A 20250-nucleotide genomic window follows, 5' to 3' on the forward strand; every position below is an offset into this window, starting at 1 on the left:
CTATTCTCCCTCCGCCAGGCGGTTTTGCGCCTGGGAGACGAAGCTGCCCGGCGGCACCGAGCGGGTGAGCCAGACATTGCCGCCGACGACCGAATCCCGGCCCACCGTCACCCGGCCAAGGATGGTGGCGCCCGCGTAGATCACCACATTATCCTCGATGATCGGATGGCGGGGCTCGCCTTTCACCAGCGCGCCGGTTTCGTCTTCGGTGAAGCTCTTGGCGCCCAGCGTCACATGCTGGTAGAGCCGGACATTCCGGCCGATGACCGCCGTCTGGCCGATGACGACGCCGGTGCCGTGATCGATGAAGAAATGATCGCCGATCTGCGCTTCGGGATGAATGTCGATGGCGGTTTCGGTTTGCGAGATGCTGGCCAGCAGGCGCGGCACCAGGGGCGCGCCCAGCTTGTAGAGCGCATGGGCCAGGCGGTGGTGAATCACCGCCCGCATGCCGGGATAGCAGAGCAGCACCTCGGCGAGGGAGGTGGCGGCCGGATCGCCCGAATAGGCGGCCTTGAGGTCACCCACCAGAGCCGTGCGAATGGCGGGAAGTCCGGCGGCGAAATCGCGCACGATGTCGCAGGCGGCGCATTCGGCTTCCTCGAAACGGGCCTTGTTCTCCGGCGCCAGGAAGAGCAGGCCACGGCGCACCTGCTCGGTCAGGGCGGCCAGGGTGCGGGTGAGGGTGAGGCCGACGAAATAATCGATGGTCTCATCCGTCAGATCCGGGCAGCCATAATGGCTGGGGAAGAGGGCGGCGAAGAGACCGTCGCGGATCTGTTCCAGCGCGGTGCGGGAGGGAAGCTCGCGCACATGGCCTTGATAGCGGATTTTATGCGTGACCTCGCGCGAATGGCGCAGCCCCGCGACGATGGCCGGGAGGTTGGAAATGCTGGTTTGCGCCGTGGTGGCGATTTTGGGGTTTTGGTCGTCGATGCCCATGGGCGTGGACCTGATCTGGTTGGCGTATGGTACCGGGAAGCTAAAGCAGCCTCGGGCCGCTGTAAACCGGCGCGCGGGGCGGAATGGGGGAAATGCCTCCTGTTTATCTTTGACGTGAAAAAGAGTTTCTTCCAAAGAGGCTAAAACAGCAAAACATCCTGGGATTTTTCAAATAAAATCGGGTGTGGTAAAAATTTATTTCCCGCTGAGGCTCGCGCCGTCCTCGGGGGAGGTGTTTGGCCTGGCGCGATGTTTGGTGAGTGAGAGCGGACCCGAAGATGGCGTTGCAAGTGATTACAGGAAACCGCCTGGCGGATGGCATATCCGTCTGGTTCGCGGGGGAGCGGGGATGGGCCGAGCATGTGGACCAGGCGCGCGCTTATGACGAGGCGGAGATCGAGGCCGCGCTGGCCCAGGCGCAGCCCGCGGATGCCGAGCTGCATGTGGTGGATATACGCGCCGTCGACGTGACGCGCGAGGCGGGCGGGTTGTTTCCCGTGGCGCATCGTGAGCAGATCCGCGCGCGTGGCCCTTCCGTGCGGGCGGATCTGCCCGCCGGGGTGTGGCGCGCCGAAGGCGAGGTGCCAGCGCCCTTGCCGTCGGAACGCTCCAGCTCGCCGTTTGCCGGGATTTATCGTTACGATGAATATGACAGGGCCTTTCTGCGCCAGCGCGTGAGGGAGTTCAGCCTCCAGGTGGAGCGCCGGCGCAAGGGCGAACTCTCGGAAGAGGAGTTCAAGCCGCTGCGTCTGATGAATGGCGTGTATCTGCAATTGCACGCTTACATGCTGCGCATCGCCATTCCCTATGGCGTGCTGAGCGCCACGCAGCTGCGCCAGCTCGCTTACGTGGCGCGGCATTATGACCGTGGCTATGGCCATTTCACCACCCGCCAGAACATCCAGTTCAACTGGCTGCGGCTGGAGGATGTGCCCGCCGCGCTGGCGGCCTTGGCCGAGGTGGATATTCACGGCATCCAGACCAGCGGCAATTGCATCCGCAACACCACCACGGACGAGTTTGCCGGGGCCGCGGCGGATGAGATCGTCGATCCGCGTCTTTATGCGGAGATCATCCGGCAATGGTCCACGGACCATCCGGAATTCACCTATCTTCCACGTAAGTTCAAGATTGCCATCGTGGGCGCCGGGCATGACCGCGCGGCGGTGCGGGTGCATGATATCGGGCTGGAAGCCTACCGGAACGCGGCCGGCGAGCCGGTGTTTCGCGTGTTCGCGGGGGGCGGGCTGGGGCGGACCCCGTATGTGGCGGTGAAGCTGCGCGAGGATCTGCCGGTTGGCGAATTGCTGCGCTATTGCGAGGCGGTTTTGCGCGTCTACAACGCCCTGGGCCGGCGCGACAATATCTACAAGGCGCGCATCAAGATTTTGATCCGGGAGATGAAGCCTGAAGCCTTCGTCAAGATGGTCGAGGATGAATATGCCGGCATGGCGCCGGATTACTGCCTGCTGACGGATGAGCTGGTGCGGGCCGTGGCGGCGCGTTTTCCGGTGCCGGCGTTCCCGCGCCAGGACACGGGCGTGCTGAAGGCCGCGATGCTGGATGACCGGGCGCTGGCCCGCTGGGTGAAGCAGAACACGCATGCGCACAAGGCGAGGGGCTATGTCTCGGTGGTGATTTCCTTGAAGCCGGTTGGCGGTATTCCGGGAGATGCCAGCGCCGACGAGATGGATGTGGTGGCGGATCTCGCGGATAAATATTCGCTGGGTGAGATCCGCGTGTCGCACGTGCAGAATCTGGTGCTGCCGCATGTGGCCAAGGACGATGTGCCGGCCTTGTTCAAGGCGCTGGTGAAGGCGGGGCTGGCGAGCGACAATATCGGGCTGGTCACGGACATCATCGCTTGCCCCGGCATGGATTATTGCGCGCTGGCGACGGCGCGCTCCATTCCCGTGGCGCAGCGAATCGCCGAACGGCTGGCGCCGAGGCAGCATGAGATCGGCACGCTGCATGTGAATATTTCTGGGTGCATCAATGCCTGTGGGCATCACCATGTCGGCCATGTCGGGCTGCTCGGCGTCGATAAGAACGGCGAGGAAGTCTATCAGATCACGCTGGGTGGCGCGGCGGATGAACAAGCGGGGATTGGCAGGATCATTGGCCCGGCCGTGCCCACCGCGAAAGTGCCAGACGCCATCGCCGCGCTGATGGATGCCTATCTGGCCATCCGCGCGCCGGACGAGCGTTTTATCGATACGTACCGGCGTCTGGGCGCAGAACCGTTCAAGGAGGCGATTTATGCCGCTCATTGATGCCAAGGGGGTTGAGATCGCCGAGCCGGTCGCGGCGGATCTGATATTGCAGCCCGATGCCGGGTTGGCGGATATTCTGCCCAGGCTGGGTGAGCTGGCGGTGATCGCGGTGATGTTTCCGAAATTCCGCGATGGCCGGGGCTTTACCCTCGCCCGGGCGCTGCGCCAGCATGGCTACCGGGGGGATCTGCGCGCCACCGGGCATTTCCTGCCCGATCAGTTCCGGTTTCTGGCCGCTTGCGGGTTTACGAGCTTCGAGACGCCGCCGGAACACCAGCCCGGGCAATTCACCGCAATGCTGACCCACACGCATCAACCTGGCCAGCTTTTACGCCGCGCCGTGACGCGGGCGCTGGAAAGCGGCTGACGATCCGAACAAGGCCGGAAAGGCCCAACCTGACCGACCCGTGCCGGAGCCTTGCTCCGCACGGGTTTTTTATTGGCCAAATCCCTGGCTGAAAACCGGTATATTGGTTCGTTTTGTAAATGATGAGGCCGAAAGGAAATATATTTAAAAATATATATAGTTACTGTATTTATGTATTTTTAATATAACTTTTTCGTGCAATGCGTATTTATTTGTTTTTTTATTTGATAATAGCCAAAAAAATGAATCTTGCGGCGCGAATTGCTCATGCGATGGGCGTGTGCCGGAGCGTTCGCTGTTTGGGTTTATTCAGGATGGAGGGGTGTATGGCGTGGACTTGGACTGGTGCCGGCGGCACGGATGGCTGGACGAACAGCCAGAACTGGTCCGGCGCGTCGGGCACGCCTTCCTCAAGTGGCGATGGCACCGTTTACATCACCGGGCCGGCCACGATCGATCTCGGCGGCAACCAGACGATCACCAACCTGTATATCAATGGCGGGGGGGTCTCGATCGTCGGCGCGGACAAGCTCTCGCTCAATTCCAGCCTGCATCTGGCCGCCGACGCGGTGTTGAGTTTCGGTGCCGGCACGAAGATCGGCGGCAGCGCGACGATTTATGTTTCCGGTTCCGGGACGGCGACGATTTCCGGCGGTACCTTCACGAACAGCAACAACGATCTGGTCGTCGATGCGGGGCAGAATCTGGTGCTGAGCGGCGGTGCGTCGATCACCGTTTCGCAGATCGGCCATGACAGCGGCAGTTCCAGTGCTGGCACGGTGACGTTGAACGGCGCGACCTTGAACCTGAATTGCGGCGGTTCCAGCGCGCCGATTCTGTTCGACGCGGTGACGACGGACGGCACCAGGAATATTCTGAAAGTGCCCAGCTACGCCAAGACCATGACCTTGCAAAATCTCGGCTATGGCGATGAGATTTATGCGGGGGGCGACACGCTTCAACTGAAGGACAATGGCAACGGGACTTATAGCCTGATCGATATTCACGGCGGCCGGTATGGCAGCACGATCGCCACCAGCGTGACCTTGGCGGCCGGGGCGAATGTGAATGATTTCACCATGCAGAACGGCTATTTCGTCTATGCCGGGTCGCCTTATTGCTTCTATGCGGGCACGAGGATCGCCACCCCGTCCGGGCATGTGACGGTGGAGACCATCCAGCCGGGCGATCTGGTGCTGACCGAAGACGGCCGGGCCTTGCCGGTGCGCTGGGTGGGGCGTTCGCGCATCGCCACGCGCTTTGCCGACAGGCTGCGCGGCCTGCCGGTCCGGATCAAGGCCGGTGCCCTGGCCGAGGGGCTGCCGGCGCGGGATTTGGTGCTGTCGCCGGACCATGCGGTGTTCCTGGATGGCGTGCTGGTGCAGGCCGGGGCGCTGGTGAACGGGGTGAGTATTCTCCGCGAGGAGGGGGTGCCTGAAATATTCACTTATTACCATGTCGAGCTCGCCAGCCATGAATTGCTGCTGGCCGAGGGGCTGCCGGCGGAAAGCTTCGTGGACAATGTGGACAGGATGGCATTCACCAACTGGGATGCGCGTGAGGCGCCCAAGGCGCCGATCCGGGAAATGGCGTATCCGCGCGCCCAATCCGCCCGGCAGGTTCCCGCGGCCATCCGCCGGACCATCGCCGCGCGGGCTGCCTCGTTCACCTTGCCGCTTGCCGCCTGAGACGCGGGCGGTGTGGCCATGATCGACGGGGAGGGCTGGATGCGCCTGGGGTAATCATGCCCAGGCCCTTGCGTGGCGGTCGCATCGGCGCGATGAGTCCAGAAAAATCATGGAGACTATAAATGCCGGTCAGCTCCGTCCTCGATACCATCGGCAAGACGCCGCATATCCGCCTCTCCCGTTTGTTTCCCCAAGCAAATGTCTGGGTGAAATCCGAACGCACCAACCCTGGCGGCTCGATCAAGGACCGTATCGCGCTGGCGATGATCGAGGCGGCCGAACGTGACGGGCTGCTCAAGCCCGGCGGGCTGATCATTGAACCGACCTCCGGCAATACGGGTGTCGGTTTGGCGCTGGTGGCGGCGGTGAAGGGCTATAAGCTGATTCTGGTGATGCCGGAGAGCATGTCGGTCGAGCGGCGCCGGCTGATGCAGGCTTATGGCGCCCGTTTCGACCTCACGCCGAAGGAGAAGGGCATGAAGGGCGCCATCGAGCGCGCCCTGGCGCTGAAAGCGGAGAATCCGGAGGCCTTCATTCCCCAGCAATTTGAAAATCCGGCGAATGTCGAAGTGCATACCCGCACCACGGCGCTGGAGATTCTGGCGGATTTTCCCGATGGGCTGGATGTGATTGTCTCCGGTGTCGGCACTGGGGGGCATCTTACCGGTGTCGCCGAGACGCTGAAGCCGCATTGGCCGAATCTGAAGGTGTTCGCCGTGGAGCCAGCCGCTTCGCCGGTGCTTTCGGGCGGGGCGCCGGCGCCGCACCCCATTCAGGGAATCGGCGCGGGGTTCGTGCCGGGCAATTTTCACCGTGCCGCGATCGACGGCATCGTCACCGTGGAAGGCGAGGCGGCAAAGGCGTTCGCCCGCGATTCCGCCACGAAGGAGGGGCTGCTGGTCGGCATTTCCTCCGGCGCCACGCTGGCGGCCATCGACAAGCTGCTGAAGGAGCTGCCGGCCGGCACGCGCGTACTGGGGTTCAATTACGATACGGGCGAGCGCTATTTGTCCGTGCCGGACTTTCTGCCGGGTTGACCTGGGTCAAGGTGGTTTTCGTGTATTCTGCCATTGGTTTCAGGCCATGACCGACATTGATCTGATCGCCCGTTACGACGGCCGCGTGCCGCGCTATACCAGCTATCCCACCGCGCCGCATTTTCATGCGGGAATCGACGGGCGGGACTATGCGCGCTGGCTGGCGGCCGTGGCGCCGGCGGCGGAGCTTTCGCTTTATCTGCATGTGCCGTTTTGCGACCGGCTCTGCCTTTATTGCGGTTGCCATACCAGTGTCGCGCATCATGAACGGCCGAAGCGTCATTATGCGCGCGCTTTGGCCAGCGAGATCGAATTGCTGGCCGATACGCTGGGGCGCCGGGCGCGGGTGAGTCAGGTGCATTGGGGCGGTGGCACTCCCACCGCCTTGCCGGATGATTGCCTGAGCGGGTTGATGGATATGCTCCGCGCGCGGTTCGAGGTGACGGCGGAGGCGGAAATCGCCATCGAGATCGACCCGGCGGCGCTACAGCCCGAGAAGCTGCGCGCGCTGGCCCTGATGGGGGTGAACCGCGCCAGCCTGGGGGTGCAGGATTTCGACGAGGATGTGCAAAAGGCGATCGGCCGGATGCAGAGCTTTGAGCAGACCCGCGACGCCGCCGAGGGGCTGCGTGAGCTGGGGGTGACCTCTCTCAATCTCGACCTGATTTACGGGCTGCCACACCAGACGGAGGAGTCCGTGGCCCGCACCGCCCGGATGGCGCTGGAGCTGGCACCGGACCGTGCCGCCGTGTTCGGCTATGCGCATGTGCCCTGGATGAAGAAGCATCAGAACCTGATTCCGGAGGCGGCGCTGCCCGTGGGGGTGGCGCGCTTACGCCAGGAGGCGGCCATCCGGGCCGTGCTGGAGCAAGAGGGCGGCATGGTGCCGGTGGGGCTGGACCATTATGCCCGGCCGGAGGATGAAATGGCCAAGGCCGCCAAAGCAGGGGCGCTCCAGCGCGGGTTCCAGGGCTATACGACGGATGCGGCGCCTGTGCTGATCGGGCTTGGCGCGAGCGCCATTGGTGCGCTACCGCAGGGTTATGTGCAGAATCAGCCCAGCATTCCCGCTTATGAAGACATGCTCGCCCAGGGGCGGTTTCCGGTGACGCGCGGTGTGGCGCTGGACCATGAGGACAGGCTGCGCCGCGCCGTGATCGAGCGGATCATGTGCGATCTTGCCGTGGACCTGCCGGCCATGGCGCGTGCCTTTGGTGTTGGCGAGGCCGCTTTGCTGGCGGATGCGGCGCCGCTTGCCGGGTTTGCCGATGACGGGCTGGTGGAATGGGACGGCGCGCGACTGAGCGTGACGGAACGTGGGCGGCCTTTCGTGCGGAATGTCGCGGCCTTGTTCGACGCTTATCTGCGCAAGGGCGCACCGGCGCTGCCGCGCCATGCCCGTGCCGTCTGAGGCTGCCATTCCGCCATTTTCGGAACAGATCGCCGCGCTGCGGGATGAGGCGGCGCGGCGCTTGCGCATCCGCCCGATTCCACCGGACACGGGGTTGCAATTATTGCGTCTGCTGCACCGGGCGGAGGAGCTGTCCATCAGCCGCTATGCGCAATTGCTGGAGAAGCTCGACGAGGTGGTGAATGAGACGCTGCACTCCACGCTGACCCGCCGCCAGGCGATGGAGCGCCGCCATGCCGCCCAGCTTGCCGGGCGCATCGCCGCGCTGGGGGGGGAGGTGCCCGCCCGGCCGGAACTGCCCCCCAGCGAAGCCGCTGAGACCTTGCCCGTGGTGGTCAGCAGCCTGCTTGCCAAGCGGGGCATGGTGAAGCTCTACCGTGCCGCCATCCGGTTTCTTGCCCAGCGGGACAGGGACAGCGCGGCGCTGCTGCGTCTGCTGCTCAGTGAGGAAGAGGCGCATATCGCCGCCATGAAGGGTCTCGTGCAGCCGCGTTAGGGGGCGGACACGAAAGTGCCTTTTACGCACGCTAGACATGAACGGCACAAGAACATCAGTTCGTTGTCTTGTCCGAAAAACTGTTTGTCCGCCATCTCACTTCTCAGCAGCATCACCGGACATTTTTGAATGTGTCCGATAAATCTTCATTTCACGGACGAACGGGCATAATTTGCCTTGCTGCCTTGTCAGTCTGGCTCTGTTCGGTAGTGTTATATCATGGCCGCAGGCAAACCCGCAGCGCGAATCACCGACATGCACATTTGCCCGGCCAGCGACGGGCCGGTGCCGCATGTCGGTGGGGCGATTGTCGTCGGATCGCCCAATGTTCTGATCGGCGGGCTGCCCGCCGCCAGGATGACGGACACGGCAACTTGCGTCGGGCCGCCCGCGACCATCATCAAGGGATCGTCCGGGGTTTTCATCAATGGCCTGCCGGCCGCGCGCATGGGCGATCAGACCTCTCATGGCGGGGCGATTATCCTTGGCAATCCCACTGTCCTGATTGGCGAAACCGATGGTGCTGGGGGTGGCGGGAGCGCGGGGACGCCTGCGGTTACGCTGGTATCGGACACCACCACGCCCCAGAACCCGCCGCTGACCCGGGAGCAGGTTTTTCGCCGTTTGCAGGACCATACCACTAATGCGGCCCGGAAAATCGACCAGGGGCCGGATAAGGACGTGTATTCCAAGCGGCAGCATGACGCGATCGAGAAAGACCCGAATGCGCGGTCACGGTTCCGTGGCTATCAAATCGACAAGGAGGCTCGGGAAAGCGTTCGAAACGATCCAGACATAGGAGAGCGGGCCACCGGCAAGCCCAACAAAGGGCCAGACTTCATCGACAAGGACACTGGTGATCAGTACGACATGACCACCCAGGGTCAGCTTCAGGCACATCGGCTGAAATACGGCGATGATCTGATGCACCTGGACACCAGCGGCAAGACGATTGATCCACAGCCGCCGATGCCACCGCCCAAAATTGCACCGGCTTCACCGCAAGGGCCGCCAGAGACCGCCATCACGTCCGAGGAACCCGAAGTACCGCTCATCGACGACATTTTTCTGCCATAGGCACCATGACCGAATTTTCCGCATCCAGACCACCGAAACGCTACACCGCCAAACAGTTCACCGCCTGGCGCGAACGTTGGGCTGGAATTGATCCTGACGAAGCCCTCAAGACTCAGCCCTTTGGCAAGACCGAAGATGGCCTGTTTGATTTTCGGGGATTCCGGCTTTGTCTGCCAGGAGCGCGGCGTAAGGCGAAGTTGAGGCATGCTGTGCTCAAAGGCTGCGACTTCACGGCGGGAATATTAGCGGAAACGATCTCCGAACATTCAGTCTTCCAGGACTGCGTCTTCGATTACACCGATATGAACGATTTCGGTGACTATGGCAGCACCTTTACCAATTGTCGTTTTTATCGTTGCGAATGGACTATGGGGGCGATCGGTTTTGACTGGAACACAAGCAAGAGAGGCGAGTACCAGTCCCGCTACGTGAATTGCCACTTCGAGAATGTGAAGCTAACGAAGACGAGTATTGGTGATCCGTATTTTGTTGGCTGTGCTTTCGTGTTTAAAAAGCTGAGTGGCGTGGATTTCGGATGCAGCGGCTTTGTGAATTGCCGCTTCGAAGGCGCGTTCCAGGATCTCACCTTTCGAGGAAAATACTCGAACAAAGAATATACGGCCCGCAAGGGCGATCCGCAGTATGCTGGTTTTACCAATGTAAGCTTTGAGAAGGCCGTCTTGCAGTGGTTTACGTTGCGTGATGGGTTTTTGTTGCGATCCGTCAAGATGCCCGAGGATGGCAGTGCTTTCATCGCTGATGCGGTAAAACTGTGCCGGGAACAACAGGCGCTTGTGGATCGGCTGACCGATCAGCGATCAAGAGAAGTTATGGCACGCTACCTCTATATAACGTGCGGCACCGCCGAGAGGCAGCCGCTTGATATCCTCTCTCGCTATGATCTCTTTGAAAGTTTCGATAAGGGTGAGGAAGCCCTCATTCCACCAGCATATGATCTGCTCAAACAGAGCTACGAAATTACAGAATAGGAAGGTAAACGGGACTTGAGGTGTTCCTCATCCGTTCATGGCTGGTGTGCGTAAAATGCACTTTCGTGTCCGTACCCCCGTTAGGGCCGCGCACCCGTTCGGACAAACACCCTGGAGCGTTATGTGTCTTAAAACCCTCCTGGAGTTTGGAGGGCTTTTCATATCCTCCAGATTCCAAGCCCTTTCAAAAGGGCCGGAGTCTGGAGGATGCCGGGACAGGTTCAGCGCGCGGGCTTGGGCGGGGTCACGCTGTAATCGTAGAAGCCGCGCCCGGATTTACGGCCCAGCCAGCCGGCATTCACATATTTCACCAGCAGCGGGGCAGGGCGGTATTTATCGTCCCCAAGCTCCTGGTGCAGAACGCGCATGATGGAGAGAAGCGTGTCCAGCCCGATGAAATCCGCGAGTGTGAGCGGCCCCATCGGGTGGTTGGCGCCCAGCTTCATCGCATCGTCGATGGAGGTGGCGTCCGCGACCCCCTCGGCCAGGGTGAAGATCGCCTCGTTGAGCATCGGGCAGAGCAAGCGGTTGACGATGAAGCCCGGTGAATCCTGCACGATGGCGGCGGTCTTGTTCAGTTTGCCCGCCAGATCGGCCGCCGCCTGATAGGTGCTGTCAGACGTGGCGAGGCCGCGGGTGATCTCGATCAGTTTCATCATCGGCACCGGGTTGAAGAAATGCAGCCCGATGAATTTGTCCGGCCGGCCGGACAAGGCCGCCAGATGGGTGATGGAGATCGAAGAGGTGTTGGAGGCCAGAAGCGTCTCCGGCGCCAGCACCTCCTTCAGCTCCTTGTAGATGCTGTCCTTGATCTCCAGCTTTTCGGGCACCGCCTCGATGACGATGTCGGTCCCCTTCAGCGCATGGTAGTCGGTGGAGGAGGTGAGGCGCTTTAGCGCCGCCGCCTTGTCCTCCGCCGTGAGGCTGCCCTTGCTCACCTGGCGGTCCATGTTTTTTTCGATGGTCGCCAGACCCTTCGCCAGGGCCGCCTCGAAGGCGTCCACAAGCACCACGTCAAAACCGGAAATCAACCCCGCATGTGCGATGCCATTTCCCATCAAACCCGCGCCGATGACTCCGATTTTGCTGATGCTCATGATTATAGGGCCTTCTCCAGTTCAGGAAGTACGGTGAAGAGGTCACCGACCAGGCCGTAATCGGCCACCTGGAAGATCGGCGCGTCTTCATCCTTGTTGATGGCGACGATCACCTTGGAATCCTTCATGCCGGCCAGATGCTGGATGGCGCCGGAAATACCCACGGCGATATAAAGTTCGGGTGCGACGATCTTGCCGGTTTGGCCGACCTGATAATCGTTGGGCACGAAGCCGGCATCCACCGCGGCGCGGGAGGCGCCGACGGCGGCGCCCAGCTTGTCCGCCACCGGGTCGATGAGCTTGGTGAAATTCTCGCCATTCTGCATGCCGCGCCCGCCGGAGACGATGATCTTCGCCGCGGTGAGTTCGGGACGCTCGGATTTGGAGATTTCCTCGCCGACATAGGCGGATTTGCCCTCATTCGCGGCGGCGGCCACATTCTCGATGGCGGCGGAGCCACCCTCGGCGGGCACCGGGTCGAAGGAGGCGGCGCGCACGGTGATCACCTTCTTCGCGTCGGCGGATTTCACCGTGGCCAGCGCATTGCCCGCATAGATCGGGCGCACGAACGTGTCGGCATCCACCACGCCGGAAATGTCGGAGATCGGCTGCACATCCAGCAGGGCGGCGACGCGCGGCAGCACGTTCTTGCCCGAGGCCGTGGCGGCCTGGAGGATATGGCTGTAATTGCCGGCCAGAGAGACGATGAGCGCCGCCATCGGCTCGGCCAGGTGGTGGGCGTAGGCGGCATCGTCGGCCACCAGCACCTTGGCGACGCCGGAAAGCTTCGCGGCATCGCTGGCCACGGCGCCAACGCCTTGGCCGGCGACCAGCACATGCACCTCACCCAGCGGGCCAGCGGCGGCGATGGCGGAGCGCGAAGGCTGCTTGATGCCGGCGGCATCGAAATCCAGAACAACCAGAGCCGTCATATCAGATCACCTTCGCTTCGTTGCGCAGTTTTTCGACGAGTGTGGCCACGTCCGGCACCTTGATGCCAGCTTGGCGCGCGGGCGGCTCGTTGACATTGATAATCGTCAAACGCGGCGTGACATCGACATTCAAATCGGCGGGCTTGAGATTGTCGATCGCCTTCTTGCGGGCCTTCATGATGTTGGGCAGCGAGGCATAGCGCGGCTCGTTCAATCGCAGATCGGCGGTGACCACGGCGGGAAGGGTCAGCTTCACCGTCTCCAGCCCGCCATCGATCTCACGGGTGACCAGGGCGGCGCCGTCGGCGATCTCCACCTTGGAGGCGAACGTGCCTTGCGGCCAGCCCAGCAGCGCGGCGAGCATCTGGCCGGTGGCGTTCATGTCGTCGTCGATGGCCTGCTTGCCGAGGATCACGGCGTCCACGCCTTCCTTCAGCGCCAATTCCTTCAGAATCTTGGCCACCGCCAGCGGTTCCACCGCCATGTCGGTTTCCACCAGGATGCCGCGATCAGCGCCCATGGCGAGCGCGGTGCGGATGGTTTCCTGCGCCTGCGTCACGCCGATGGAGACGGCGACGATCTCGCTGGCGACACCTTTTTCCTTCAGGCGGACAGCTTCCTCGACGGCGATTTCATCGAACGGGTTCATGGACATTTTAACGCCGGCAGTCTCAACGCCAGACTTGTCCGACTTCACCCGGACCTTGACGTTGTAGTCGACCACCCGCTTCACGGCGACCAGTAATTTCATTTGTACAATACCTCTGAACTGACCCGGATAGGGGGCGCAGACTTGATATTGTATGTTTCAGGCCCTGGAAAGCCCTAATCTACTCACGAGTAGATAAACGCGCCGCCGGATTCAGGAGAGGTGTTTCAGCCGTTCCACCGCGTCTTCTATATCCTCCAGGGAGGCGCAATAGCTGAGCCGGAAATAGCGCCCGCCGCGCTCCGAATCGAAATCCAGCCCTGGGGTGGAGGCGATGTTCCGCTCGGCCAGCAGCCGGTTGCAGAAGGCGGCGCTGTCCGCCGCGCGGCCCTCGATGTCCGCATAGATATAGAAAGCGCCGTCCGGCGGGGAAAAGGTGGGAAACCCGGCCGCGCGTAGCCCTGTCATCATGATCTCGCGGGCTTTCGCGTAATTGGCGCGGTTGGCCTCCAGCTCGTCCTGGCATGCGAAGGCCGCCTCCGCCGCCAGCTGCGCGATATGGGGCGGGCAGATGAACATGTTCTGGGCCAGGCGCTCGGTCACGCGGATCATGTCTTCCGGCACCACCATCCAGCCGATGCGCCAGCCGGTCATGGAAAAATATTTGGAGAAGGAGTTGATGACGATGGCGCTGCCGGAAAACTGCGCCGCGCTGGCCTGGGGCTTGCCGTAGGTGAGGCCGTGATAGATCTCGTCCGAGATCAGCCGGATGCCGGAACCGTCGCAATAGCGGCAAAGCGCTTCCAGGGCCTCGGGGGTGAGCATGGAGCCGGTGGGATTGGCGGGGCTGGCGACAATCAGCCCGTCCGGCTTGTCGGGCAGCGACTCCAGCATCTCGATGGTCGGTTGAAAGCCGGTCTCGATCCCGCAGGGCAGCACCACGGGCCGCAGCCCCAAGGCGAGCAGAATATTATAATAAGGCGGGTAATAAGGCGCGGCCAGGGCCACCCGGTCCCCCACATCGAAGCTGGACAGGAAAGCCAGCGGAAACCCGCCGGACGCCCCGACCGTGACCGCGATCCGGGTGGGCGGCACCTCCACCCCGTACCATTCGCGGATATGGCGGGCGATGCGGGCCTTGAGCGAGGGACGGCCCAGCCCATCCGTATAGCCCAGCGTGTCGCCGGTTCGCAGTGCCGCTTCCACGGCTCGCCGGGCCCCCGCGGGCAGGCCGGTGCCGGGCTGGCCGACCTCCATGCGCAATATTTTCGGTTCACCAGGGCGCAGGGTGGCGGTGCGCTCATTCGCCGCCAGGATCACATCCATGACCCGGAAGGGCGGCACCTGCCGCCCGGCGCCGATTTTCAGAACCAAGGTCTATCGTCCGCCGATGGCCAGCCCGTTGCCGCCCGGCGCGGCGCTGGCGGTGCAGCTGGCCTCGCCGCCCGGCACCTTGCCAGGGCAGGAGATGATGTTGGCGCGCCCGGGGGCGGGGATCGGTTCGTCCTTGCCGGTGAGGGCGTTGGTCATGCCGATCCGTGCCGCGTCGTCGGATTCGTTTTGCCCGGTGCCGGACACGGCGGCGCGGAAGGCGAGGCCGCCAGATGTATAGGCCATGGCGGCGGCGAGATTCGGGGTGGGGTTGGTGCGCGGCGAGGCCGCCAGCAGCACACCCGTGCCCGGCGCGATGCGCCCGGTGCCGAAGAGATTGTTCATCGAGGTCACGCAGATGACCGATCCGCCATCCTTGCCCAGCGTCATGAAGCTGGCGGAGGCGGGCAGCGCCTCGCCCTGGCCGGAGGTCGCCGCCGGCAGGGCGGCGATGGCATAGCCATCCTGCTGGCGGCTGACCGGTGCCGTGTATTGCGGGATGGCGTCGATCAGGTCCTTCGCGGTCAGGCCGGCGCCCGCCGAATCCGCCGCGGCGGCGAATTGCACGGCGTTGTTGCTGGCATAAAGCCCCTGCACGCCATTGACGCGCAAGGCTTCGAGCGTGGCGGCCAGGTCCGGCTGCTGGAAGGTGGCGCCCTCCGGCAGGAGCTTGCCGCCGGGGGCGAAGATCGCGGCGGCGGCGGGGTCGGCCAGCAGCGCGTTGCCGACGACCTGTAAATCCGCTTCCAGGGGCTGGGAGATTTGCGCCCCGCCGGCCAGGCGCTCAGCCGGCACAATGACGGCGGATGGCGGCAATTGCCCATAGCGCGCCTGCATGGCCAGCAGCCCGCGCGCCAGCAAGGGCACGGCGGCCGGGCGGCTGCCGCCATTGGCGGCGGGCATGCCCGCCGGGAAGTCCAGCACCACGGGCGGCTGCATTTCGCCCTTGGCGTTTGGCATTTTGATGATACAGGCGCCGCCGCCGCCGAGGCCGCCGCGAGAGGGTAGGGTAACCGCCTGGGCGAAACCTTCCGCCACGGCCGCATCCACCGCGTTGCCGCCATGGTTCAGAATGTCCCGCCCGACAATGGCCGCCTGGGGTTCGTCCGCCACCGCATAGCCGAACACGGAAGGGACGGTGCCGGGGGTTTTGGTGCCGTTCAACCCCAGCAATTGATGGCCGGCGAAATGACCGGCCGCGCAGCCGGTCAGCAAAGCGAAGGAGGCGATGACGCCAAGAGAGCGTAGGCGGTTCTGCAAGCTGAATAACCCTTGAGAAACTGACCCGGCCTGCTTAGCCGCGAAACTCCGTGCCCGCAACGCCAGCGCGGCGTGCCGGGCGGGTCAGGTGCTCGGCGGGACGGGGTTTTCCAGAAACACCACGTCGCGCGGGCGGCGCTGTAGCACCTGCCCGCCATCGATCACCAGGGTCTGGCCGTGATAAGCGGGGCTGGCGAGAATGAAATCCACCGCGTTGAGGATCTGCTCTGGCGTGCAGCCTTGTCCCATCGGGTTGTTGCGGTGGCTGCGCTCGAATTCCCGCTCCGTCTGCAAGCCGCTGATCAGCGTGATGCCGGGGGCGATGCCCGCCACGCGCAGCGTGGGCGCCAGCGCCATGGCCTGCATCTGAATCATGCCCTGCATCGCCACCTTGGAGAGGGTATATGAAAAATAATCCGGATTGAGGCCGAATACCTTGTTGTCCACGATATTGATGGCCACGCCCTTGGCGCCGCGCGCGGCCAGCGAGGCATGGAGGCTGCGCGTCAGCAGCACCGGGGCGAAAAGATTGACCCGCATATGGCTCTCCAGCCCCTTGGCCGAGACGCTCGCGGCGGTGTCGTATTCAAAGCCGGAGGCGCTGTTCACCAGCAGGCCCAGCGGGCAGAGCGCCTCGCATTTCCGGTAGAGGCGTTCCACCTCGGCCTCGTTGGCGAGGTTGGCGTTAACCGGAGTGGCGCGCCCGCCGCCCGCGACGATGTCCGCCGCGACCGCCCGCGCCCCTTCGGCGGAATGATGATGATGCACGAAGACATGCCAGCCTTTATGGCCCAGATGCCTGGCTATGGCCGCGCCCAGCCGCTTTCCGCCGCCCGTGACAAGGACGCCCTCCATTCAGTCTCCTTAACTCAATGGCGGCGATCCCGCCGCCCGTCCCGGATAGACGAGACCGGCGGGAAACCCAACCCCCCCCCTGGGCGGCGAGGGGGGAGGTTATTTCTTTCTATTGTCTCTAGGTTTTTTAATGTTTTTGATTGCTTGGCATGCGGAACGGGTGCATTGCACCGTGCCGCGACCCCGGTCCATAACGGTCTGGAGTTCGGTTCTTGGAGTATGACTTGCCGATGACGCCCCAATCGTCCGCCGCCCCGCTCACCCTTACACATCTCCAGCGTCTTGAGGCGGAATCCATCCATATCATGCGCGAGGTGGTGGCCGAGACCGAGAAACCGGTGATGCTCTATTCCATCGGCAAGGATAGCGCGGTGATGCTGCATCTGGCGCGCAAGGCCTTCTACCCCGCGCCGCCGCCCTTCCCGCTGCTGCATGTGGACACGACCTGGAAGTTCAAGGCCATGTATGAGCTGCGCGACCGCATGGCCAAGGAAAGCGGCATGGAATTGCTGGTCTACCAGAACCCCGAGGCCAAGGCGAAGGGCATCAACCCGTTCGACCATGGCCCGCTGCACACCGATATGTGGAAGACCGAGGGCTTGAAGCAGGCGCTCGACAAATACGGTTTCGACGCGGCTTTTGGCGGCGCGCGCCGCGATGAGGAAAAGAGCCGCGCCAAGGAGCGTATCTTTTCCTTCCGCTCGGCCAATCACCGCTGGGATCCGAAAAACCAGCGCCCGGAATTGTGGAACCTCTACAATGCCCGCAAGAACAAGGGCGAGAGCATCCGCGTGTTTCCGATCTCCAACTGGACCGAGCTGGACATCTGGCAATATATCCATCTCGAGAACATCCCCATCGTGCCTTTGTATTTCGCCGCCGAGCGGCCGGTGGTGGAGCGCGACGGGCTGTTGATCATGGTGGATGACGAGCGTTTCCGCCTGAACCCCGGCGAGGTGCCGGCGCGCAGATCCGTGCGGTTCCGCACGCTGGGCTGCTACCCGCTTTCTGGTGCCGTGGAGAGCAAGGCGCACACCATCACCGAGGTGATTCAGGAAACATTGCTCACCACCACCTCTGAGCGCCAGGGCCGGGTGATCGACAAGGATTCAGGCGGCGCCAGCATGGAAAAGAAGAAGCAGGAGGGGTATTTCTGATGAGCGAGAGTCAGGAAAGCTCCTACAAGGTCGATTCACTGATCGCCCAGGATATCGATGCCTATCTGCTGAAGCACCAGCATAAATCGCTGCTGCGCTTCATTACCTGCGGCTCGGTGGATGACGGTAAATCCACTCTCATCGGCCGGCTGCTCTATGATTCGAAAATGATCTTCGAGGATCAGCTCGCCGCTCTGGAGGCCGATTCCAGGAAGGTTGGCACGCAGGGACAGAATATCGATTTCGCGTTGCTGGTGGACGGGCTCGCCGCCGAGCGCGAGCAAGGCATCACCATCGATGTGGCTTATCGCTTCTTCGCCACCGAGAAACGCAAATTCATCGTCGCCGACACACCCGGCCATGAGCAATATACGCGCAACATGGTCACCGGCGCCTCCACGGCGGATCTGGCGGTCATTCTCATCGATGCGCGCAAGGGGGTGCTGACGCAGACGCGCCGTCATTCCTATCTCGCCCATCTCATCGGCATCCGTCATATCGTGCTGGCGGTGAACAAGATGGACCTGATCGGCTACGATCAGGATAAATACGACGCCATCGTGGCCGAGTACCGGCAATTCGCGGCCGGCATCGGCATCACGCGGTTCACCCCCATGCCGATCTCCGGTTATGTGGGGGACAACATCACCACGCGCTCCGACCATATGCCCTGGTATACCGGCGTGCCGCTGGTGACGTTCCTGGAAAATGTCGAGCTGGACGTGACCGCCGACCAGGCCAAGCCCTTCCGCCTGCCGGTGCAATGGGTGAACCGCCCGAATCTCGATTTTCGTGGATTTTCCGGGCAACTGGCCAGCGGCGTGGTGAGGCCCGGCGATGATATCCGTGTGCTGCCTTCCGGAAAAACCTCCAAGGTTACGCGCATCGTCACCCTCGATGGCGATCTGGAGCGGGCGGTGGCCGGGCAGTCGGTGACGTTGTGCTTCGCCGACGAGATCGACTGTTCGCGCGGCGATGTCATCACCCCCGCCGATGCGCCGGTGCAGGTGGCGGACCAGTTCGAGGCCACCATCGTCTGGATGGCCGACGAGGCGATGACGCCGGGCCGGGCCTATTGGATCAAGCTCGGCACGCAGACCGTGTCCGCTTCCATCCAGGCGCCGAAATATCAGATCAACGTCAACACGCTGGAGCATGCGGCGGCGAAGACGCTGGAGCTGAACGCCATCGGTGTCGCCAACATCACCACGGACCGGCCGGTTCCCTTCGAGCCCTATGCGAAGACCCATGCGCTGGGCGGGTTTATCGTCATCGACAAGATGACCAACGCCACCGTGGGGGCGGGCATGCTCAGCTTCTCGCTGCGACGCTCGCAGAATGTGCATTGGCAGGCGCTGGATGTTTCGCGTGAGGTGCATGCGAGCCTGAAGAACCAGAAACCCGCCGTGCTGTGGTTCACCGGGCTTTCGGGTGCGGGTAAATCCACCATCGCCAATCTGGTCGAGAAGAAGCTGGTGCGGATGAACCGCCATACCTTCCTGCTGGATGGCGACAATGTCCGCCATGGCCTCAACAAGGATCTCGGTTTCACCGAGGCGGACCGGATCGAAAACATCCGCCGCGTGGGCGAGGTGGCGAAGCTGATGACGGATGCCGGGTTGATTGTCATCACCGCCTTCATCTCGCCTTTCCGTTCGGAGCGCGAGATGGTGCGCAAGATGATGGCGCCGGGCGAGTTCGTCGAAATTTTCATCGACACCGCCTTGGAGGAAGCCGAGCGGCGCGACGTGAAGGGGCTTTATAAAAAAGCCCGCTCCGGTGAGCTGAAGAATTTCACCGGCATCGACAGCCCTTATGAGCCGCCGCACGACGCGGAGATTCATGTCGATACCTCGAAGATGACGCCGGAACAGGCGGCGGATCTGATCGTGGAAAGGCTGATTCCATGACCGATCTGGAGTTGGCGAAAACCATCGCCGAGGGCGCGGGCAAGATCCTGCGGGAGCTGCGCGCCACCGGCCTGTTCGAGGGCAAGGCGCTCGGCAAGGCGGGGGATCGCGTGGCGAATGAATTCATCATGGCCGCGCTGCGCGAGAACCGGCCGGATGACGCGGTGCTGTCCGAGGAGGAAAAAGACAGCGCGGCCAGGCTTGCCGCCGAGCGGGTCTGGATCGTCGATCCGCTGGATGGCACACGCGAATATGGCGAGGGCCGCGCGGACTGGGCGGTGCATGTGGCGCTTGCCATCGCGGGCAAGCCCGCCATCGGCGCGGTGGCGCTGCCGGGGCTGGGGCAAGTGATGTCGTCCGAACCGCTTCCCTTGCCGGAGATCGCGCCCAAGCCGCGCGTGCTGGTCAGCCGCACCCGTCCCGCGAAGGAGGCCCTGGCCGTGGCCGAGGCGCTGAATGGCGAGCTGGTGCCGATGGGCTCCGCCGGGGCGAAGGCGATGGCGGTGCTGCGCGGCGAGGCGGATATTTATCTGCACACGGGCGGGCAATATGAGTGGGATAATTGCGCCCCCGCCGCCGTGGCCCTGGCCGCCGGGCTGCACGCCACCCGTGCCGATGGGGCGCCCTTGGTTTATAACAATGCCAATCCTTATCTGCCGGATCTGCTGATCTGCCAGAAGGAGCTGGCGCCGAAGGTGCTGGCGGTCCTGCGGGGCATGCCGGCGGTGTAGCCCGCCCG

The 20250-nt window shown here is 63.0% G+C and carries 18 protein-coding genes; 11 read left to right on the forward strand and 7 right to left on the reverse strand.

What is annotated here, in order from left to right; genetic code table 11:
• Complete coding sequence (gene epsC, locus AB7D48_RS04370) at positions 1-942, reverse strand: serine O-acetyltransferase EpsC (RefSeq protein WP_427976097.1); 942 nt, start codon at positions 940-942, stop codon at positions 1-3.
• 278 nt (positions 943-1220) lie between these two features.
• Between epsC and AB7D48_RS04375 the strand changes: the two genes are divergently transcribed.
• The 8 genes from AB7D48_RS04375 to AB7D48_RS04410 all read left to right on the forward strand — a co-directional run bounded on the left by AB7D48_RS04375 (position 1221) and on the right by AB7D48_RS04410 (position 10280).
• On the forward strand, positions 1221-3215 hold the full coding sequence (locus AB7D48_RS04375) for a DUF2849 domain-containing protein (protein WP_427976098.1): 1995 nt from the start codon (positions 1221-1223) through the stop codon (positions 3213-3215).
• Entirely contained in the window at positions 3202-3582 is a 381-nt protein-coding gene (locus tag AB7D48_RS04380) for a DUF934 domain-containing protein (RefSeq protein ID WP_427976099.1), read from the forward strand. The genes AB7D48_RS04375 and AB7D48_RS04380 overlap by 14 nt, the downstream gene beginning before the upstream one ends.
• Before the next feature lie 326 nt (positions 3583-3908).
• Positions 3909-5270, forward strand: a complete 1362-nt coding sequence (locus AB7D48_RS04385) for a Hint domain-containing protein (RefSeq protein ID WP_427976100.1) — start codon at positions 3909-3911, stop codon at positions 5268-5270.
• Between the two features lie 122 nt (positions 5271-5392).
• On the forward strand, positions 5393-6307 hold the full coding sequence (gene cysK / locus AB7D48_RS04390; RefSeq protein ID WP_427976101.1) for a cysteine synthase A: 915 nt from the start codon (positions 5393-5395) through the stop codon (positions 6305-6307).
• 46 nt (positions 6308-6353) lie between these two features.
• Entirely contained in the window at positions 6354-7718 is a 1365-nt protein-coding gene (gene hemN / locus AB7D48_RS04395; protein WP_427976102.1) for an oxygen-independent coproporphyrinogen III oxidase, read from the forward strand.
• Positions 7702-8214 (forward strand): ferritin-like domain-containing protein, encoded by a 513-nt coding sequence (locus AB7D48_RS04400; RefSeq protein WP_427976103.1) that lies wholly within the window; start codon positions 7702-7704, stop codon positions 8212-8214. The genes hemN and AB7D48_RS04400 overlap by 17 nt, the downstream gene beginning before the upstream one ends.
• Positions 8215-8469: 255 nt before the next feature.
• The gene (locus tag AB7D48_RS04405) at positions 8470-9291 is read left to right on the forward strand and encodes a PAAR domain-containing protein (RefSeq protein ID WP_427976104.1); all 822 of its coding nucleotides are present in this window, start codon (positions 8470-8472) and stop codon (positions 9289-9291) included.
• Positions 9292-9296: 5 nt separating this feature from the next.
• The gene (locus tag AB7D48_RS04410) at positions 9297-10280 is read left to right on the forward strand and encodes a hypothetical protein (protein ID WP_427976105.1); all 984 of its coding nucleotides are present in this window, start codon (positions 9297-9299) and stop codon (positions 10278-10280) included.
• Positions 10281-10501: 221 nt separating this feature from the next.
• Here the strand turns inward: AB7D48_RS04410 and AB7D48_RS04415 are convergent, their stop codons facing one another.
• The 6 genes from AB7D48_RS04415 to AB7D48_RS04440 all read right to left on the reverse strand — a co-directional run bounded on the left by AB7D48_RS04415 (position 10502) and on the right by AB7D48_RS04440 (position 16444).
• Positions 10502-11377 (reverse strand): 3-hydroxybutyryl-CoA dehydrogenase, encoded by an 876-nt coding sequence (locus AB7D48_RS04415; RefSeq protein WP_427976106.1) that lies wholly within the window; start codon positions 11375-11377, stop codon positions 10502-10504.
• A 2-nt stretch (positions 11378-11379) separates the two neighbouring features.
• Entirely contained in the window at positions 11380-12309 is a 930-nt protein-coding gene (locus AB7D48_RS04420; RefSeq protein ID WP_427976107.1) for an electron transfer flavoprotein subunit alpha/FixB family protein, read from the reverse strand.
• A gap of 1 nt (position 12310) precedes the next feature.
• Positions 12311-13060, reverse strand: coding sequence for an electron transfer flavoprotein subunit beta/FixA family protein (locus AB7D48_RS04425; protein ID WP_427976108.1), 750 nt, complete (start codon positions 13058-13060; stop codon positions 12311-12313).
• 111 nt (positions 13061-13171) lie between these two features.
• On the reverse strand, positions 13172-14332 hold the full coding sequence (locus AB7D48_RS04430; protein WP_427976109.1) for a pyridoxal phosphate-dependent aminotransferase: 1161 nt from the start codon (positions 14330-14332) through the stop codon (positions 13172-13174).
• Positions 14333-14335: 3 nt separating this feature from the next.
• Positions 14336-15589, reverse strand: a complete 1254-nt coding sequence (locus AB7D48_RS04435; RefSeq protein WP_427976110.1) for a gamma-glutamyltransferase — start codon at positions 15587-15589, stop codon at positions 14336-14338.
• A gap of 84 nt (positions 15590-15673) precedes the next feature.
• A complete protein-coding gene (locus AB7D48_RS04440; protein WP_427976111.1) occupies positions 15674-16444 on the reverse strand; it encodes an SDR family NAD(P)-dependent oxidoreductase in 771 nt (256 codons plus the stop codon).
• A 230-nt stretch (positions 16445-16674) separates the two neighbouring features.
• Between AB7D48_RS04440 and cysD the strand changes: the two genes are divergently transcribed.
• The 3 genes from cysD to AB7D48_RS04455 are packed head-to-tail and all read left to right on the forward strand — an operon-like array spanning position 16675 to position 20242.
• Entirely contained in the window at positions 16675-17601 is a 927-nt protein-coding gene (cysD, locus tag AB7D48_RS04445; protein ID WP_427976135.1) for a sulfate adenylyltransferase subunit CysD, read from the forward strand.
• Positions 17601-19511 carry a sulfate adenylyltransferase subunit CysN gene (cysN, locus tag AB7D48_RS04450; RefSeq protein ID WP_427976112.1) on the forward strand — a complete coding sequence of 637 codons (1911 nt, stop codon included), beginning with the start codon at positions 17601-17603 and terminating at the stop codon, positions 19509-19511. Before cysD ends, cysN begins: the two co-directional genes overlap by 1 nt.
• Positions 19508-20242: a 3'(2'),5'-bisphosphate nucleotidase CysQ gene (locus AB7D48_RS04455; RefSeq protein ID WP_427976113.1), complete on the forward strand. Its 735-nt coding sequence runs from the start codon at positions 19508-19510 to the stop codon at positions 20240-20242. The genes cysN and AB7D48_RS04455 overlap by 4 nt, the downstream gene beginning before the upstream one ends.
• Positions 20243-20250 lie beyond the last annotated feature (8 nt).

The organism is Acidocella sp., from assembly GCF_050253495.1.
In the GTDB taxonomy this organism is placed as follows: Bacteria; Pseudomonadota; Alphaproteobacteria; order Acetobacterales; family Acetobacteraceae; genus Acidocella.

What these genes read in the sequence shown, in the direction of transcription:
- epsC (WP_427976097.1), bottom strand. Translation starts at nt 942, where the DNA reads ATGGGCATCGACGACCAAAACCCCAAAATCGCCACCACGGCGCAAACC.
- AB7D48_RS04375 (WP_427976098.1), top strand. Translation starts at nt 1,221, where the DNA reads ATGGCGTTGCAAGTGATTACAGGAAACCGCCTGGCGGATGGCATATCC.
- AB7D48_RS04380 (WP_427976099.1), top strand. Translation starts at nt 3,202, where the DNA reads ATGCCGCTCATTGATGCCAAGGGGGTTGAGATCGCCGAGCCGGTCGCG.
- AB7D48_RS04385 (WP_427976100.1), top strand. Translation starts at nt 3,909, where the DNA reads ATGGCGTGGACTTGGACTGGTGCCGGCGGCACGGATGGCTGGACGAAC.
- cysK (WP_427976101.1), top strand. Translation starts at nt 5,393, where the DNA reads ATGCCGGTCAGCTCCGTCCTCGATACCATCGGCAAGACGCCGCATATC.
- hemN (WP_427976102.1), top strand. Translation starts at nt 6,354, where the DNA reads ATGACCGACATTGATCTGATCGCCCGTTACGACGGCCGCGTGCCGCGC.
- AB7D48_RS04400 (WP_427976103.1), top strand. Translation starts at nt 7,702, where the DNA reads ATGCCCGTGCCGTCTGAGGCTGCCATTCCGCCATTTTCGGAACAGATC.
- AB7D48_RS04405 (WP_427976104.1), top strand. Translation starts at nt 8,470, where the DNA reads ATGCACATTTGCCCGGCCAGCGACGGGCCGGTGCCGCATGTCGGTGGG.
- AB7D48_RS04410 (WP_427976105.1), top strand. Translation starts at nt 9,297, where the DNA reads ATGACCGAATTTTCCGCATCCAGACCACCGAAACGCTACACCGCCAAA.
- AB7D48_RS04415 (WP_427976106.1), bottom strand. Translation starts at nt 11,377, where the DNA reads ATGAGCATCAGCAAAATCGGAGTCATCGGCGCGGGTTTGATGGGAAAT.
- AB7D48_RS04420 (WP_427976107.1), bottom strand. Translation starts at nt 12,309, where the DNA reads ATGACGGCTCTGGTTGTTCTGGATTTCGATGCCGCCGGCATCAAGCAG.
- AB7D48_RS04425 (WP_427976108.1), bottom strand. Translation starts at nt 13,060, where the DNA reads ATGAAATTACTGGTCGCCGTGAAGCGGGTGGTCGACTACAACGTCAAG.
- AB7D48_RS04440 (WP_427976111.1), bottom strand. Translation starts at nt 16,444, where the DNA reads ATGGAGGGCGTCCTTGTCACGGGCGGCGGAAAGCGGCTGGGCGCGGCC.
- cysD (WP_427976135.1), top strand. Translation starts at nt 16,675, where the DNA reads ATGACGCCCCAATCGTCCGCCGCCCCGCTCACCCTTACACATCTCCAG.
- cysN (WP_427976112.1), top strand. Translation starts at nt 17,601, where the DNA reads ATGAGCGAGAGTCAGGAAAGCTCCTACAAGGTCGATTCACTGATCGCC.
- AB7D48_RS04455 (WP_427976113.1), top strand. Translation starts at nt 19,508, where the DNA reads ATGACCGATCTGGAGTTGGCGAAAACCATCGCCGAGGGCGCGGGCAAG.